The 16,639-nt window shown below is 55.6% G+C and carries 20 protein-coding genes; 15 read left to right on the plus strand and 5 right to left on the minus strand.

The features are described 5' to 3' along the window. Positions 1-2: 2 nt before the first annotated feature. Positions 3-965, minus strand: a complete 963-nt coding sequence (locus tag DDA898_RS01950; protein ID WP_013316012.1) for a calcium/sodium antiporter — start codon at positions 963-965, stop codon at positions 3-5. A gap of 281 nt (positions 966-1,246) precedes the next feature. Here DDA898_RS01950 and mlaF point away from each other — a divergent pair, with 281 nt between their 5' ends. The 7 genes from mlaF to murA all read left to right on the plus strand — a co-directional run bounded on the left by mlaF (position 1,247) and on the right by murA (position 6,154). Beyond that, the gene (mlaF, locus tag DDA898_RS01955; RefSeq protein ID WP_013316013.1) at positions 1,247-2,056 is read left to right on the plus strand and encodes a phospholipid ABC transporter ATP-binding protein MlaF; all 810 of its coding nucleotides are present in this window, start codon (positions 1,247-1,249) and stop codon (positions 2,054-2,056) included. A 3-nt stretch (positions 2,057-2,059) separates the two neighbouring features. Continuing rightward, positions 2,060-2,842: a lipid asymmetry maintenance ABC transporter permease subunit MlaE gene (mlaE, locus tag DDA898_RS01960; protein ID WP_013316014.1), complete on the plus strand. Its 783-nt coding sequence runs from the start codon at positions 2,060-2,062 to the stop codon at positions 2,840-2,842. Positions 2,843-2,846: 4 nt separating this feature from the next. After that, a complete protein-coding gene (mlaD, locus tag DDA898_RS01965; RefSeq protein WP_038910031.1) occupies positions 2,847-3,476 on the plus strand; it encodes an outer membrane lipid asymmetry maintenance protein MlaD in 630 nt (209 codons plus the stop codon). 11 nt (positions 3,477-3,487) lie between these two features. Further along, positions 3,488-4,153, plus strand: coding sequence for a phospholipid-binding protein MlaC (gene mlaC / locus DDA898_RS01970; RefSeq protein ID WP_038910033.1), 666 nt, complete (start codon positions 3,488-3,490; stop codon positions 4,151-4,153). Next, positions 4,146-4,448, plus strand: a complete 303-nt coding sequence (gene mlaB, locus DDA898_RS01975) for a lipid asymmetry maintenance protein MlaB (protein ID WP_038900078.1) — start codon at positions 4,146-4,148, stop codon at positions 4,446-4,448. Before mlaC ends, mlaB begins: the two co-directional genes overlap by 8 nt. 132 nt (positions 4,449-4,580) lie before the next feature. Beyond that, the gene (ibaG, locus tag DDA898_RS01980) at positions 4,581-4,835 is read left to right on the plus strand and encodes a BolA family iron metabolism protein IbaG (protein WP_013316018.1); all 255 of its coding nucleotides are present in this window, start codon (positions 4,581-4,583) and stop codon (positions 4,833-4,835) included. A gap of 56 nt (positions 4,836-4,891) precedes the next feature. After that, positions 4,892-6,154, plus strand: coding sequence for a UDP-N-acetylglucosamine 1-carboxyvinyltransferase (gene murA, locus DDA898_RS01985; protein WP_038910034.1), 1,263 nt, complete (start codon positions 4,892-4,894; stop codon positions 6,152-6,154). A gap of 58 nt (positions 6,155-6,212) precedes the next feature. Here the strand turns inward: murA and degS are convergent, their stop codons facing one another. From degS to zapG, 3 genes are all read right to left on the minus strand, one after another. Further along, positions 6,213-7,274, minus strand: coding sequence for an outer membrane-stress sensor serine endopeptidase DegS (gene degS / locus DDA898_RS01990; RefSeq protein WP_013316020.1), 1,062 nt, complete (start codon positions 7,272-7,274; stop codon positions 6,213-6,215). 88 nt (positions 7,275-7,362) lie between these two features. Beyond that, positions 7,363-8,733: a serine endoprotease DegQ gene (degQ, locus tag DDA898_RS01995; RefSeq protein ID WP_038910035.1), complete on the minus strand. Its 1,371-nt coding sequence runs from the start codon at positions 8,731-8,733 to the stop codon at positions 7,363-7,365. Positions 8,734-8,969: 236 nt separating this feature from the next. Continuing rightward, positions 8,970-9,374: a Z-ring associated protein ZapG gene (gene zapG / locus DDA898_RS02000; protein WP_038900079.1), complete on the minus strand. Its 405-nt coding sequence runs from the start codon at positions 9,372-9,374 to the stop codon at positions 8,970-8,972. A 210-nt stretch (positions 9,375-9,584) separates the two neighbouring features. Here zapG and zapE point away from each other — a divergent pair, with 210 nt between their 5' ends. Next, positions 9,585-10,715, plus strand: coding sequence for a cell division protein ZapE (gene zapE, locus DDA898_RS02005; RefSeq protein WP_038910037.1), 1,131 nt, complete (start codon positions 9,585-9,587; stop codon positions 10,713-10,715). 55 nt (positions 10,716-10,770) lie between these two features. On the opposite strand, the gene yghX is transcribed toward zapE, so the two are convergent. Further along, positions 10,771-11,658, minus strand: coding sequence for a YghX family hydrolase (yghX, locus tag DDA898_RS02010; protein ID WP_038910038.1), 888 nt, complete (start codon positions 11,656-11,658; stop codon positions 10,771-10,773). Between the two features lie 474 nt (positions 11,659-12,132). On the opposite strand from yghX, the gene rplM reads away from it, so the two are divergent. The 7 genes from rplM to sspB all read left to right on the plus strand — a co-directional run bounded on the left by rplM (position 12,133) and on the right by sspB (position 16,516). After that, positions 12,133-12,561 (plus strand): 50S ribosomal protein L13, encoded by a 429-nt coding sequence (gene rplM / locus DDA898_RS02015; RefSeq protein ID WP_012883052.1) that lies wholly within the window; start codon positions 12,133-12,135, stop codon positions 12,559-12,561. 15 nt (positions 12,562-12,576) lie between these two features. After that, positions 12,577-12,969 carry a 30S ribosomal protein S9 gene (rpsI, locus tag DDA898_RS02020; RefSeq protein ID WP_013316025.1) on the plus strand — a complete coding sequence of 131 codons (393 nt, stop codon included), beginning with the start codon at positions 12,577-12,579 and terminating at the stop codon, positions 12,967-12,969. A gap of 335 nt (positions 12,970-13,304) precedes the next feature. Then, entirely contained in the window at positions 13,305-13,895 is a 591-nt protein-coding gene (locus tag DDA898_RS23765; protein ID WP_050570159.1) for a TetR/AcrR family transcriptional regulator, read from the plus strand. Continuing rightward, on the plus strand, positions 13,888-14,388 hold the full coding sequence (locus DDA898_RS23770; RefSeq protein ID WP_269077937.1) for an MFS transporter: 501 nt from the start codon (positions 13,888-13,890) through the stop codon (positions 14,386-14,388). The genes DDA898_RS23765 and DDA898_RS23770 overlap by 8 nt, the downstream gene beginning before the upstream one ends. Further along, a complete protein-coding gene (locus tag DDA898_RS02030) occupies positions 14,372-15,142 on the plus strand; it encodes an MFS transporter (RefSeq protein WP_269077938.1) in 771 nt (256 codons plus the stop codon). The genes DDA898_RS23770 and DDA898_RS02030 overlap by 17 nt, the downstream gene beginning before the upstream one ends. Before the next feature lie 230 nt (positions 15,143-15,372). Then, positions 15,373-16,014, plus strand: coding sequence for a stringent starvation protein SspA (sspA, locus tag DDA898_RS02035; protein WP_013316028.1), 642 nt, complete (start codon positions 15,373-15,375; stop codon positions 16,012-16,014). A gap of 4 nt (positions 16,015-16,018) precedes the next feature. Then, positions 16,019-16,516, plus strand: coding sequence for a ClpXP protease specificity-enhancing factor (gene sspB, locus DDA898_RS02040; RefSeq protein WP_013316029.1), 498 nt, complete (start codon positions 16,019-16,021; stop codon positions 16,514-16,516). Positions 16,517-16,639: the final 123 nt, after the last annotated feature.

Here is a 16,639-nt window from a genome sequence, read left to right on the forward strand (position 1 = left end):
GGCTATGAGAACAAGAACAGCATCGAAAGGTACGCGATGAACGCACACAACAGCAATGCCCCCGCGCCCTGACCAATGCGCCGTTTCTGGCGAAGACAAAGAACCGTCAGGAGTGCGCTGACCCCCAGCATCACCCAATAGTCGCGCGCAAACGCGAGCGGATTCACCGCACCGGGGGACAGGAGCGCTGGCACGCCCAGCACTATCACGATATTAAAGATATTGGAACCAATCAGGTTGCCGAGCGCGATGTCGTCCTCTTTCTTTAGGGTGCCGACGATCGCGGTCGCCAATTCCGGCAGACTGGTGCCGACGGCCAGCACCGTGAGCCCGATGGTCAGTTCACTGATATTAAAGTAATTGGCGATGACAGTGGCGTTATCGATCACAATCCGTGCTGACATCGGCAGAATAATCAGGCCGATCAGCAGCCATAGCAGCGCCACAGTCTGGTTGTTCTCTCTGGGCAGCTCGGCCATCTGTTCCCGGGTCAGGCTGTCGTCGCCACGGTTCTGGGCGGCGCGCGCCATACGCAGCATCAGCACGATACAACCACCGGCCGTCAGCAGCAGAATCACGCCATCCAGGCGACTCAGGAAGCTGTCGTGCAGCAGTACGCCGCACAGCAGCGTCACCACCAGCATGGGCGGCAGTTCCTGACGCAACAGGGGGGAATGAAAAGTCAACGGGCGAATCAGCACGGCGCTGCCGAGGATTAGCAGAATGTTGGCGATGTTTGAACCCAATACGTTGCCGACCGCCATGTCGGTCTGATGGTTGAGCGCGGCGGTCACGGATACCATCAGTTCGGGCAGCGAGGTGCCCATGCCTACAATCGTCATGCCGATAATCATCGGCGGTACGCCAAAGGTGCGGGCCAGTACGGCGGCGCCATACACCAGACGGTCGGCGCCATAAACCAGTAATACTAAACCAACAATTAACAGTACTGTCGCAAAAAGCATGCAGCGTCCTTTATTCAGGTATAATCACCGGTTTATTGGCGAACAAACCAGTATTTCTGGACGAATAATAAGCAAAACCGCCATTTTTCCTCGTTAGCGCTAATTCTGACTGCGCAGGGCGAAAAAGTAAAACCAATGGCAATTTTGGTCACGAACCGGTGTCCTGATTCTGTAACAGTGAAGGGGCCAGCGTAACACCCTGGAAGACAGTTGTCGGGGCTGTGCGGCGCAAAAATGTGAAAACGGGCGGCTGCTATCGGCGGCCGTTGAGGAAAGAGACTATGAACCACGAAAATCTGGTAGAAATTCGCGGGCTCAGTTTCCGGCGGGGCAACAGGCCGATTTTTTCGGATGTCTCGCTGAACGTGCCAAAACAAAAAATCACGGCCATCATGGGGCCGTCCGGCATCGGTAAAACCACGCTGCTGCGTCTGATTGGCGGGCAACTGCAACCGGACAGCGGCGAAATCTGGTTCGACGGGGAAAATATTCCGACTCTTTCCCGTTCCCGTTTGTATGAGACTCGTAAGAAAATGAGCATGCTGTTTCAGTCCGGTGCGCTGTTTACCGATCTGAACGTGTTCGACAATGTCGCCTGGCCGCTGCGCGAACATACGCAACTGCCCGAGCCGCTGCTGCACAGCACGGTGATGATGAAGCTGGAAGCGGTTGGGTTGCGCGGCGCGGCGGAACTGATGCCGTCGGAGCTATCAGGGGGGATGGCGCGACGGGCGGCGCTGGCGCGCGCCATTGCGCTCGACCCGCAGCTGATCATGTTCGATGAGCCGTTTGTCGGCCAGGATCCGATCACCATGGGCGTGTTGGTGAAGCTGATCGACGAGTTGAATCATGCGCTTGGCGTGACCTGCATCGTGGTGTCTCACGATGTGCCGGAAGTGCTGAGCATTGCCGATTATGCTTACATCATTGCCGATCAACGCGTGGTGGCGGAAGGCTCGCCGGCTGAATTGCAGCAAAATGGCGACCCGCGCGTGAGGCAGTTTCTGGATGGCATTGCTGATGGCCCGGTGCCGTTCCGCTATCCGGCAGGCGATTATCAGCGTGGGCTGTTAGGCTTGGGGAGTAAGTAATTCATGCTATTACAGGCATTAGCGTCGTTGGGACGCGTTGGCATTCAGGTTTGCGCCGCTTTCGGGCGTGCCGGGTTGATGCTATTCAATGCGCTGGTTGGAAAGCCGGAACCGGCCAAACAGTGGCCGCTGCTGCGCAAGCAACTGTATAGCGTCGGCGTGCAGTCGCTGCTGATCATCATGGTATCCGGCGTATTCATCGGTATGGTGCTGGGGTTGCAGGGGTATCTGGTCCTGACTACCTACAGCGCTGAAGCCAGTCTGGGCATGATGGTGGCGCTGTCATTGCTGCGCGAACTGGGGCCGGTGGTGACCGCGTTACTGTTCGCCGGGCGCGCCGGTTCAGCCCTGACGGCGGAAATCGGGCTGATGAAGACCACCGAGCAGTTATCCAGTATGGAGATGATGGCGGTGGACCCGTTGCGTCGCGTCGTGGCGCCGCGCTTTTGGGCCGGAGTGATCTCCATGCCGCTGCTGACGGTGATTTTTGTCGCCGTCGGTATCTGGGGCGGGGCGCTGGTCGGCGTGGACTGGAAAGGCATCGACAGCGGCTTTTTCTGGTCGGCGATGCAGAACGCAGTGGAGTGGCGGAAAGACTTGCTTAACTGCGTAATCAAGAGCCTGGTGTTTGCCATTACCGTTACCTGGATTGCGCTGTTCAACGGTTATGACGCGATTCCGACGTCAGAAGGCATCAGCCGCGCGACGACCCGCACCGTGGTGCACTCGTCGCTGGCGGTACTGGGATTGGATTTTGTGCTGACAGCACTGATGTTTGGGAAATGAGTCGATGCAAACAAAGAAACATGAAATTTGGGTTGGCGTATTCATGCTGATTGCGCTGTGCGCCATAGTCTTTTTATGTCTGAAAGTCGCCGACCTGAAATCGCTGGGGCAACAACAGACCTACCGTTTGTACGCGACCTTCGACAATATCGGCGGTCTTAAAGCGCGTTCTCCGGTGAAAATCGGCGGGGTGGTGATTGGCCGGGTGGCGGATATTTCGCTGGACACCAAGACGTATCTGCCGCGGGTGGCGATAGATATTGATAAGCGTTACGACCACATCCCGGATACCAGTTCGCTGGCGATTCGCACCTCCGGTCTGCTGGGAGAACAGTATCTGGCGCTGAACATGGGTTTTGAAGACGAGGATATGGGAACGTCGATTCTGAAAGACGGCGGCACCATTCAGGACACCAAGTCGGCCATGGTCCTGGAGGACCTTATCGGTCAATTCCTATATAAGAGCGGCGGCAGCAATACTGACAATGCCAGCCAGAATAATGCCAGTCATGACACGGTTAGCCCAAATAATGCGAATCCGAGCCATGCCAAACCGGTAGAGACCAAACCCGCGGAGAATAGCGGCGAGGCGGCAAAACCTGAATCTGGCGCAAAACCAGCCCAACAGCCTTGAGAGGACACAGCATGTTGAAACGTTTATTGATGGTGGCTTTGTTGGTCGTGGCCCCGTTGGTCAGCGCGGCTGATCAGACCAACCCTCAGACCAACCCTAAGATTGACCAGACTAACCCGTATTCGCTGATGAATGAAGCGGCGAACAAAACCTTCAACCGCCTTAAGAATGAACAATCGCTCATTAAGCAGGACCCCAACTATCTGCGTACCGTGGTGCGTGAAGAACTGCTGCCTTATGTGCAGGTGAAGTATGCCGGCGCATTGGTGCTGGGCCAGTATTACAAGAACGCCACGCCGGATCAGCGAGAGGCCTATTTCAAGGCGTTCGAGGTTTATCTGGAGCAGGCATATGCTCAGGCGCTGGCGTCTTATCACGGCCAGACTTACGAGATCGCATCGGAGCAGCCGCTAGGTAACGCCGAGAAAGTTTCCATTCGTGTGACCATTACCGATAACGGCGGCCGCCCACCGATTCGTCTGGATTTCCAGTGGCGTAAGAACACCAAAACCGGTTACTGGCAGGCGTATGACATGATCGCCGAAGGGGTGAGCATGATTACCACCAAGCAGAATGAGTGGGCGTCCACGCTGCGCCAGAGCGGGGTAGACGGTTTGACTAAGCAGTTGCAGGCCGCGGCACAGCAGCCGATTTCGCTGGGCCAGAAAAATGGCTGACGCGCTGCGCTGGCGACAGGACGACGGCGCCCTGCGTCTGGAAGGCGATCTTGACCGGAATACGCTGTTGCCGCTGTGGCAGCAGCGCGAAGCACTGCTGAACGACAGCAGCGTGCTGGATGTCGGTCAGGTGGCGCGGGTGGATTCTTCCGGGCTTGCCCTGTTGGTGCATTTTTATCATCAGCAGGAACAGCGTGGAAAATCGCTGGCGATTATCGGCGCCAGCGATCGGCTTCGCACCCTGATCCAGTTATATAACCTGAGTGAAATCATTCCGGTTCGGCCGGCTGACTGAATGCTGCATTCCGGTTAGTGTCGATCCCCCTTGTCGCGCGTGCGCAAGGGGGATTTCTTTTGTTTAAGATAACGACAGATTCATCTAAGATACCACCCTGTTTATCATCCCCCTGACGTAGAATCGAGAGCAATGGAAAACAACGAAATTAAAGACGTGCTGATGAGCGCGCTGGCGCTGCAGGAAGTGCATGTTTCCGGTGACGGCAGCCACTTCCAGGTCATTGTGATAGGTGAGTTGTTCAAGGGTATGAGCCGCGTAAAACAGCAGCAGACGGTCTACGCGCCGCTGATGGAATATATCGCGGATAACCGCATTCATGCGTTGTCGATCAAGGCTTATACCCCTGAAGAATGGCAGCGCGACCGCAAACTGAGCGGTCTGTAATTCAGCGGCCACCCCCCGGTCGTGCTATTGAGTCTGAACATTGAGAAATCGTCACTATGGATAAATTTCGTGTGCAGGGTCCAACCCGGCTCGCTGGTGAAGTCACCATTTCCGGCGCTAAAAACGCAGCTCTGCCTATTCTGTTTGCCGCATTGCTGGCTGAAGAGCCGGTAGAAATCCAGAACGTTCCCAAGCTGCGTGATATCGACACTACCATGAAGCTGCTGAGCCAACTGGGCGCGCGCGTCGAGCGTAACGGCTCCGTGCATGTGGATGCCAGCACGGTTAACGTGTTCTGCGCACCCTATGATCTGGTGAAAACCATGCGTGCCTCCATTTGGGCGTTGGGGCCGCTGGTGGCGCGCTTTGGTCAGGGTCAGGTGTCGTTGCCGGGCGGCTGCGCCATCGGCGCCCGTCCGGTTGATTTGCACATCAATGGCCTGGAACAGTTGGGCGCGAACATCACGCTGGAAGAAGGGTACGTGAAAGCCACGGTCGACGGTCGGCTGAAAGGCGCGCACATTGTGATGGATAAGGTTAGCGTTGGCGCGACCGTTACTATCATGAGTGCCGCGACGCTGGCGGTGGGCAAAACCATCATTGAGAACGCGGCGCGCGAGCCGGAAATTGTCGATACCGCGAATTTCCTCAATACGCTGGGCGCCAAAATCAGCGGCGCGGGCAGCGACAAAATCGTTATCGAAGGTGTGGAACGTCTGGGCGGCGGTGTCTATCGCGTGCTGCCGGACCGCATTGAGACTGGTACTTTCCTGGTGGCGGCCGCGGTGTCCGGCGGTAAGGTCATGTGCCGTCACACCCGTCCGGATACGTTGGATGCGGTGCTGTCCAAACTACGTGAAGCGGGCGCTGATATTGAAATCGGCGAAGACTGGATCAGCCTGGACATGCATGGTCGCCGCCCGAAAGCGGTCAACGTGCGTACCGCTCCGCATCCGGGATTCCCGACCGATATGCAGGCGCAGTTCAGCCTGTTGAATCTGGTGGCGGAAGGCACCGGTGTTATCACCGAAACCATTTTCGAAAACCGCTTCATGCATATCCCCGAACTGATTCGTATGGGTGCGCAGGCGGAAATCGAGAGCAACACGGTGATTTGCCATGGCGTCGGACACCTGTCCGGTGCACAGGTAATGGCGACCGATTTACGTGCTTCGGCCAGTCTGGTGCTGGCGGGATGCATCGCGGAAGGCACCACGCTGGTGGATCGTATTTATCATATCGATCGCGGTTACGAACGCATTGAAGACAAATTGCGCGCGCTGGGCGCCAACATTGAACGTGTGAGCGCTAACGACTAACCGTTCTTCCATGCCGGGTGGCCTGTTTGCCACCCGGCATTCCCGAGCGGGGTTCGGCTCAGTCGCTGGGGTATTCCTGAATAGTCATATCGAGCTTTATTTCCTGATTATCACGGAAAATCACCACCGGAATGACTGAACCGGGGCGAATCTCCGCCACCTGATCCATGGTTTCTATTACCGAACGCGCCGGTTTGTTGTTGACCTCCAGCAGCAGGTCGCCCTCTTTGATGCCAGCCTTATCCGCTGGACCTCCGGTTTCTACCTGATTGACGACGATGCCCTGTAGCCGTTCCAGACCGGTGACCTGATTGCCCAGCCGTTCGCGCTGCGCGCCGCTAATGCCGATATAACCACGAATTACCCGCCCGTCGCGGATTAGCTTGTTCATGATCTTGGTCGCCAGCGCGACCGGAATGGCAAAGCCGATGCCTTCCGGCGTACCGCCATCGTTACTTTTATCAAATGACAGCGTGTTGATGCCGACCAGCTCGCCCAGTGTGTTAACCAGCGCGCCGCCGGAGTTGCCGCGGTTGATGGAGGCGTCGGTTTGTAGAAAATTCTGCCGGCCGGAGGAACTCAGCCCAACCCGACCGGTCGCGCTGACAATCCCTTGAGTCACCGTCTGGCCAAGGTTGTAGGGGTTGCCGATAGCCATCACCACATCGCCGACATGGAACACCCGTTTCGGATTGATGGGGATCTCCGGCAGATTTGCGCCTTCGATTTTCAGTACCGCCAGATCGGTCAGGCTGTCTGAACCCACCAACAGCGCTTCAAAGATGCGGCCATCCTGCAACGTGACCACGATCTGCTCGGCATTGCTGATCACATGTTTATTGGTCAGGATGTACCCTTTGTTGTTCATGATCACGCCAGAACCCAGCGTGCGAATGTTTAGTTCGTTTTTGGCGGTTGGATCATTGGCCTGATTGTATACGTTCACCACGGCTGGCGCGGCGCGGCGCACTCCCTGATAATAGCTGACCGGGGTTTCCTGGCTGTTGTCGCCGCCGGATTTGAGCAACCCCTGGTTGGAACGCAGCGCCGGGATTGCCAGCAGCAGGATGCCGGCCACGATGACACCGAACAGCGCCGAACGTAACAGTTTGGTTAGCATGAGCGTTTTGGGTGTATAAAGAAGGTTGGATCGCAGAATATCAGAGAAGAATGGACACCGCATCGCGCGGTGTCCATTTTTTCATGGCTTAACGCAGCAACAGATAGATGCTCTCATCGCCGCGGACAATATTCAGCGCCAGCACCGAAGGCTTGGCTTCCAGAATTTTGCGCAATTGAGTGATGTTTTCCACGCGTTCGCGGTTCACGCCGACAATAATATCGCCTTTCTGCAGACCAACCTTGGCGGCGGCGCTGTCTTTAGCCACATTATCGATCGTCACGCCTTTGCTGCCGTCCTTAAGCTGCCCGTTGTTGAGGGTCGCGCCTTGCAGGGCCGGAGACAGTGTGTCGGCATTGGTGGTGACGTTGGCGCTGTTGTCCAGCACGACCGAGACTTCCTGCTGTTTGCCGTCGCGCAGCAGGCCGATACGTACTGTTTTGCCCGGCGCGGTGGTGCCGATCTTAGCGCGCAGTTCGGCAAAACTGCTGATGGGCTTGCCATCCAGCGATACCAGCACGTCGCCTGCTTTGATGCCGGCCTTGGCGGCGGCGGACTTCGGAATGACCTCGCTGACGAAAGCGCCGCGCTGTGCGTCTACCTTGAACGCTTTGGCGATTTCAGAGGTCATCTCGCTGCCCTTGATACCCAGCAGGCCGCGTTTCACTTCGCCGAATTCCACCAACTGTTGCGTCAGATTCTGCGCCATATTGCTAGGAATGGCGAAACCGATGCCGACGTTACCGCCGCTCGGCGCCAGAATCGCGGTGTTGATGCCGATCAGCTCACCTCGCAGGTTAACCAGCGCGCCGCCGGAGTTACCGCGGTTGATGGAAGCATCGGTCTGGATAAAGTTTTCCAGCCCTTCCAGATTCAGCCCGCTGCGACCCAGCGCGGAAATGATGCCGGACGTCGCGGTCTGACCGAGCCCGAACGGGTTGCCGACGGCAACGGCGAAGTCACCGACGCGCAGCTGATCGGAATCGGCCATTTTGACTTCGGTGAGATTCTTGGCGTCGTTCAACTGCAACAGCGCGATGTCGGTTTGCTCGTCGCGGCCAATCAGTTTGGCGTCGTACTCACGGCCGTCATTCAACTGCACCTGAATTTTATCGGCGTTGTTGACGACGTGGTTGTTAGTCAGCACGTAGCCTTTTTCGGCATTGATGATGACGCCGGAACCCAGCCCTTCAAACGGGCGAGAATTCTGTTTTTCAGAAGGGGTGTTAGGACCGAAGAAGAATTTAAACTCTTCCGGAATACGCTGGCGCTGTACCTGCGTGCCTTCCACATGGACACTCACTACGGCGGGCAGCACTTTTTCCAGCATCGGCGCCAGGCTCGGCAAAGCCTGACCTTCTACCACAGCAGGCAGCGCGGCATTGGCCGGGGGCAGCGAAGATAACGACAGTCCAATACCGAGTGCCAGTGCGCTATATAACAACGATGTTTTTTTCATTGATTGTTAACTCTCTCACGACCTGCCTATGAATAAAACAATGATATATAAACTCAATCTTGTGGTGAAGACTCAGACCCGGGGCTGTGTGTAAAGTTCACTGATATTTCGTCAGCAGAATGTAACGGCCGTCGGTGCGGGGAAGATGATGGATGCCGGCGGCGAGGTCGCACCCTGACGACAAACAGCGTGCCGCCAGGGTGAATAAAACCGGAAAGATCGGCAAAAATAGCCGGTTACTTGCCGATTGGCCGAGTGCCGCGCAGCAAGCCGGAAGCACTGCCCGAGTAGTCGCGGGGCGGCATCTCCACCGGTGCCTGATCGTTGTCCGACTCAGCTTCGGTCAGGCGATAGCGGAACGGGTTATCCTGCCCCGGCATGTCAGGCAACAGACTGTTGGAGCTTTTCGCCATATGCTGATAGAGCTGGCGGTAATCGCGCGCCATATTGTCGAGCAGTTCCGCGCTGCTGGCAAAGTGGCTGACCAGTTCCTGACGATATTCTTCCAGCTCGGTTTTGTTTTTCTCCAGTTCGTTTTGCAGTACCTGCTGCTGGCGCAGTTTACGGTTGCCGAACCGCATCGCGACAGCGCCAATGATGACACCGATAACAAATCCAATCAGCGCAGACTCCCAGGTCATAAAACGACTCCTATTTTGACTTCGTTGTCCCGTAGGGTTTTTTCACTTAATAATAGTCACTATAACCGCTAACCTCGCCGGAGTGGAGTCCTGTGTCTGGTCTGACCGGGACGCACGGGCGCCGCGAAGCGGTAACGCTCACGATCGCGGGCTTAACCGGCGTTAACGCACGATAAAATACAACGAAATTTTTCTCAGGGATTTTGCGCTATGCAGAGAACAACCCCTTTGGCACTTTACCAGCAGGCTTTGGCGGCCCAGACTTACCAGCCGGATGAGGTGCAGCATCAGACGGTTGTCCGTCTGAACGCTATTCATCAGACGCTGACGGAACAGGTATGGGCGCCAGCGGAAAGCAGCGCGCCGGGACTGATGGCGAAATGGCGCACCTGGCTGGGGCAGAAGGAAAAATCACCGTCGCCGGTACAAGGGCTGTATATGTGGGGCGGGGTGGGGCGGGGTAAAACCTGGCTGATGGACCTGTTTTTCCACAGTCTGCCTTCGGAACGCAAGCTGCGTCTGCACTTTCACCGCTTCATGCTGCGCGTGCACGAAGAGCTGAATCAGTTGCAGGGACAGGAAAATCCGTTGGAAAAGGTGGCCGACGGCTTCAAAGCACAAACTGATATTCTGTGCTTCGACGAGTTCTTCGTTTCGGATATTACCGATGCCATGCTGCTGGCGGAACTGTTGCGAGCGCTTTTCTCCCGCGGCATTGCGCTGGTGGCGACCTCCAATATTCCGCCGGACGAACTGTACCGCAACGGGTTGCAGCGCGCACGTTTCCTGCCGGCTATCGAGTTGATCAAGCGGCATTGCGGTGTATTGAATGTGGACGCCGGCATTGATTATCGGCTGCGTACCCTGACTCAGGCGCACTTGTATCTCACCCCGAGCAATGCGGATACCGACGCGGAAATGCAGGCGATGTTCCGCCGCCTGTCCGGACGTGATTTCAGTCAGCCCGGTCCGGTACTGGAGATTAATCATCGGCCGCTGACGACGCTGAGCGCCGGCGACGGGGTGCTGGCGGTGGATTTTGCCACGCTGTGCCTTGAGGCGCGTAGCCAGAATGACTACATCGCGCTATCACGGCTGTACCACACCGTGTTGTTGCACCATGTTCCGGTGATGGAGGTCAAAGACGAGAACGCCGCTCGCCGCTTTCTGGCGCTGGTGGACGAGTTTTATGAGCGTCGGGTGAAGCTGATCATGTCTGCGCAGGCGACGATGTTCGAGATTTATCAGGGTGAACATCTGAAGTTTGAATACCAGCGCTGCCTGTCGCGTTTGCAGGAGATGCAGAGCGAGGAGTATCTGCGTCAGCCCCACCTGCCATGATTGCCGCTTGCCGCCGATAAATGACGGCGGCAAGGTGTTGTTAGCGAATAACGGCTTATGCCAGATAACGCCGGAACCAGGTGAGTGTCCTGTTCCAGGCCAGGTCGGCGGCGGCTTTGTCGTACCGCGGTGTGGAATCGTTATGAAAGCCGTGATTGGTGCCGGGGTAGATGTAGGCTTCGTAGGTTTTACTGGCGGCTTTTAACGCGGATTCATACGCCGGCCAGCCGGCGTTGATATTGTCGTCGCGCTCTGCGTAGTGCAGCAACAACGGCGCCTTGATGCGGGAGACGTCTTCCGGTTTGGGCTGGCGTCCGTAAAACGGCACGGCTGCGGCCAGTTCCGGATAGGCCACGGCTGCTGCATTGGCGACGCCGCCGCCGTAGCAAAATCCGGTGATGCCCACTTTGCCGGTCGCGTCTTTATGCTTCATCAGGAATTCGACGGCGGCAAAGAAATCATTCATCAGTTTGGTTGGGTCGATCTGCTGCTGGAGTTCCCGTCCTTTGTCGTCGTTGCCCGGGTAGCCGCCGACTGAGCTCAGGCCGTCCGGCGCCAGCGCGATAAACCCTTCTTTCGCCAAACGTCGCGCCACATCCTCGATATACGGGTTTAGCCCCCGATTTTCATGCACCACTACCACGGCGGGAACCGGGCCGTTGGTTTTGGCCGGCCGCACGAGGTAACCGCGTACGCTGCCGTGACCATTGGGGGACGGGTAGGTGATGTATTCCGGGATGATGGCCGGATCGGTGAATTCCACCTGTTGCGCCAGCGCGTAGTTCGGGCTCATCAGGGATAAAATGGTCATGGCGGTCAAACCGCCGGCGGCATATCTGGCGGCTCGCTCCAGAAACTCGCGTTTGGTCAGCTTGCCGTGCGCATAGTAGTCATAGAGTTCAAGCAATTCCGGCTGGAAATCTTTTGCTGTAAGGCGTGTCATCACACTCTTCCTCCGCTGATTTTGTTCCAAATCAATGTAGCAAAAAGCAAGGCGAGCCGATGTGGGCGGGTAAGGGGATATAGGCGCGCGAGCGTTAAAGACGGTAATAAAAATATTTATTTATTATTATGTTATGTGGGGGTGGCGAAACGGCGATGTTCGAGAGGGGATGCCGTCTCCACAATACTTACCATACTTTACGTTTCTTTCGATAATGCCCTGCAAGGCGGCACTGATGTTCGACTTAAACGTTTTGCTATTCAGCTGAGAAAAAAGTCGATCTTTGAAATCGACTTCTCTATAATCTTGCGACCCCACGTTACAACAAAGTTTTTTCCCGAAACTTTAATCGCGCTGGCAATAGCTATTCGAAGGGGTAGGTTTGCTGGACTAGATAGCCGTGTGAACCTCAACACTATTTATTTAAGCGTTTGGGTGTTCACCAACGTGTAACTTAAATTGGGTAAGCTTTTAATGAAAACTTTTACAGCTAAACCAGAAACCGTAAAACGCGACTGGTACGTTGTTGATGCGAGCGGTAAAACTCTTGGCCGTCTGGCTACTGAACTGGCTCGTCGTCTGCGCGGTAAGCACAAAGCGGAATACACTCCGCACGTTGATACCGGTGACTACATCATCGTTCTGAACGCAGAAAAAGTTGCTGTAACCGGCAACAAACGTTCTGACAAGATGTACTACCACCACACCGGCCACATCGGTGGTATCAAAGAAGCGACCTTTGAAGAGATGATTGCCCGCCGTCCTGAGCGCGTAATTGAAATCGCGGTTAAAGGCATGCTGCCGAAGGGCCCGCTGGGTCGTGCTATGTACCGTAAACTGAAAGTTTACGCTGGTAACGAGCACAATCACGCGGCACAGCAACCGCAAGTTCTGGACATTTAATCGGGATTACAGGCAATGGCTGAAAATCAATACTACGGCACTGGTCGCCGCAAAAGCTCCGCCGCTCGCGTATTCATCAAACCGGGCAGCGGTAACATCGTCATCAACCAGCGTACTCTGGAACAGTACTTCGGCCGCGAGACTGCTCGCATGGTCGTTCGCCAGCCGCTGGAACTGGTTGACATGGTTGGTAAACTGGATCTGTACATCACCGTTAAAGGTGGTGGTATCTCCGGTCAGGCCGGTGCTATCCGTCATGGTATCACCCGCGCTCTGATGGAGTACGACGAATCTCTGCGTTCTGAACTGCGTAAAGCCGGCTTCGTTACACGTGACGCTCGTCAGGTTGAACGTAAAAAAGTTGGTCTGCGCAAAGCACGTCGTCGTCCGCAGTTCTCCAAACGTTAATTTCTGGCTGCCTGGCAGCGAAATCAACGCAGAAAAACCCGGTGCCTGTCACCGGGTTTTTTTATTGTCAGCCCTAAACCACCTCCTTGGGAGGTGGTGATTGTTGCCGACGTTAAACCACTTTCCCGGACAGTGATGACCATTTACTGGTTTAACTCTCGCGAGTTACTCAACGGCGGTGTCATGCTATTATAAAAGGCTACCTATCGGTAGGTAGTCTTTGATGGTGGTTGGCATAAGCTGTGTCGAACTCCACCATACCCGGCATCATCCGATGCTCCAGATAGCGGAAGGACAGCATGCAAGCACGAACATTATCGGTTGACAGAATTTGCGTGGCCGCCGCCGCGCACTTTGCTGAACATGGCTACGATGCGGCATCTCTTAATGAGATCGCCAAAGCGGTCAATATCAAAAAGGCGTCTCTCTATTCGCATTTCGCCAGTAAGAACGCGCTATTTATGACGGTCTTTGACGATACGTTGCAGATTGAGACGGCATTCGCCCAACAGTGTTTTAACGATGAAGCGCCAGATGCTCTGCCGGGAAGTCACTATTTTTCCTGTCTTGCGAAACGTTACGCCGATTCGGTTTATCTTCGCTTTTTATTACGTACCGGTTATCTGGCGCCTGCGGCGCTATATGACCAAATATCATTGGGTTACGAGAAGTATCTGGAGCAACTACAAGACGCCTTTATCAATAAGCTGCATTCCGGTCACGACACACGCCTGCTGCCAGCGGACGATGTAGAACAGCTTGGGCAGGCTTATCTGGGCATTGTTGACAGCCTGCACGTCAAGCTGGTTTACACCGCCGAGCCGGATTTTTCCCGCAGGCTGACGGCAATGCGGCGACTGCTGTCTGATACTTTGCAGTGCGCAATCCTGTCGTCCAGACAATCGCGAGAGCAACATCATGTCTGAAAGGTATGAACATTCCGCCGCAGCGATGACGTATTCCCTGATCTTACTGCTGGCGTTGCTGACTGCATTGGACGCTATGGCGATAGACATGTATTTACCGGCCATGCCGGCGCTGGCTATGGATTTCGGCGCTTCATCGGGCAAGGTGCAGCAAACGTTGTCCGTATTTCTCGTGGGGCTGGCTTTGGGGCAAGGCATCTGTGGGCCGCTGCTTGATCGCTATGGTCGGCGTATTCCCTTGCTGGCCGGTCTGGTGATTTTTATTGGCGGCTCCGTGATGGCTGCGTTGTCGCCTTCAATAGAGTGGCTGATGCTGGCGCGCTTTCTGCAGGCGTTGGGCGCTTCCGCCGGGCTGGTGGCGCCACGCGCGATTGTGGCTGATTTGTACAGCGTCGCCGAGTCGGCACGTATTTTTTCCCTGTTGATGCAGGTGATGATGATTCGCCCCGATACTGGCGCCACTATTAGGAGGTTATTTGCTGGCGCATGGTGAATGGCGTTTGGTTTTCTGGGTACTGGCGGGCTTGGGCGGCGCGGGGTTGATTTGGGGGATACGCACCATCCCCGAATCACTGAGCGAGGAAAAACGCCTGGCGTCTCGTGCGGGAAATCTGTCTCCTGGCAATATCGTGCGGGCGTATGTCCAGCAGCTTGGCTACGGGGTCTTCATGGCTTATACCCTGGCCGGCGGGGTGATTTTTGGCTCGTTGTTTGTCTATATCAGTTCCTCGTCGTTTGTCTTTACCCAATCTTTTGGGCTGACGCCCGCGCAATTTAGTTACATTTTTGCGGCGAATGCCGTCAGTTTGGTGATTGGAGGGCAAATCAGCACCACATTGCTCAGACGTCGAGTGGGTGAGCAGCGGATCATGATGTTTGGCATCGTGATTCATATTCTGGCCGGGCTGGTACTGTCGGTACTGATTCTGAGCGGATGGATTGGGCTGTGGGGATATCTGTTGCTGCTGGCGACGGCGATCGGGGCGCTGGGACTGGTGTTTGGCAACCTCACCGCACTGACGATGGCAAATGCGGGCAGGCAAGCGGGGGTTGCTTCGGCGTTGATGGGCATGTTGCAGTATCTGATCGCCGCACTGGTGGGGTATTGCGCCAGCCAGGTATTGCAAGGGCCGGCGGTGTTGCCGGTGGTGATCGTACTGTGTGGCGTAGTGGCGATGTTACTCTGTATCATGGCCAGCCATATGGCGCAGGCCGCTTTTTCCACCTGTTATGACGACAGAGAATAAATCGTCTTATCTGGCAATGGGTTAACAATCATAAACGGCTTATTCCCCCACAAAACAAACAGAATCTGATACACTATTCGCCGGTTTTATGCCTGTTCGCCAGCAAGTGATTTTAACAGAACGACGGATGTCGTCCGCTTTCCCCGCGGGGAAGTCCAAACGCGGCAAGGCCAGCAGGATCCTATTCGATCGGTTGTTCGCCGTATTTTTTCGATAACTTGGAGGTTTTCATGGCTGTCGCTGCCAACAAACGTTCGGTGATGACGCTGTTTTCCGGTCCGTCCGACATTTTTAGCCATCAGGTCCGCATCGTACTGGCCGAGAAAGGGGTGAGTGTCGAGATTGAACAGGTGGACATGGATAATCTGCCGCAGGACCTTATCGACCTCAATCCTTACGGTTCCGTACCGACGCTGGTTGACCGTGAGCTGACGTTGTATGAATCACGTATCATCATGGAATACCTGGATGAGCGTTTCCCTCACCCGCCGCTGATGCCGGTCTATCCGGTGGCGCGTGGCAACAGTCGTCTGATGATGCACCGGATCGAGCAGGATTGGTATTCGCTGATGAAAACCGTCCTGAATGGCAATACACAGGATGCGGAAGCCGCACGCAAGCAACTTCGTGAAGAGCTGCTGGCGATCGCCCCGGTTTTCAACGAAGCGCCCTATTTCATGAGTGAAGAATTCAGTCTGGTGGATTGCTATCTGGCTCCGCTGCTGTGGCGTCTGCCGCTGTTGGGGATTGAATTGAGCGGTTCCGGCGCCAAGGAACTGAAAGGTTATATGACACGCGTGTTTGAACGTGATGCCTTCCTCGCTTCCCTGACTGAAGCTGAGCGCGAAATCCGGTTGCAATCCAGAGGGTAATGGCATGACGTTGTCTCAGCTCTCTCCGCGCCGCCCGTATTTGTTACGGGCCTTTTATGACTGGTTGCTGGACAACCAACTGACGCCGCATCTGGTGGTTGATGTGACCGTTCCCGGCGTGCAGGTGCCGATGGAGTTCGCCCGCGACGGGCAGATTGTCCTGAATATTGCGCCGCGTGCGGTGGGAAATCTTGAACTAGCTGACGACAGCGTTCGCTTCAATGCGCGTTTTGGTGGCGTTCCCCGGGAGGTGTTCGTTCCGATGGCGTCGGTCATGGCGATTTATGCCCGGGAAAATGGCGCGGGCACTATGTTTGAGCCGGAGCCGGCCTACGAAATCGTCGAAGAGTTTGGCGAACAGCCTCAAGCTGAAGAGGAGTCCAAACCGACGCTGATGTCGGTGGTGGACAATGAATCTCCCTCCTCGCAGGACGAACAGCCGGATGACGAACCGCCGCAGCCGCCGAGAGGCGGCAGACCTTCCCTGCGCGTGGTCAAGTAATCGCGATTGATAAAAAAGGCACGTTACAGTGCCTTTTTTTATTGGTTGGAAGAAAAGCAACAGTACCGTAATTTTCTGTTTATCAAAGGGTTTATCCATTGTCAGTGTCGTGCTTAACCGAAG

It is taken from the genome of Dickeya dadantii NCPPB 898 (genome assembly GCF_000406145.1).
In the GTDB taxonomy this organism is placed as follows: domain Bacteria; phylum Pseudomonadota; class Gammaproteobacteria; order Enterobacterales; family Enterobacteriaceae; genus Dickeya; species Dickeya dadantii.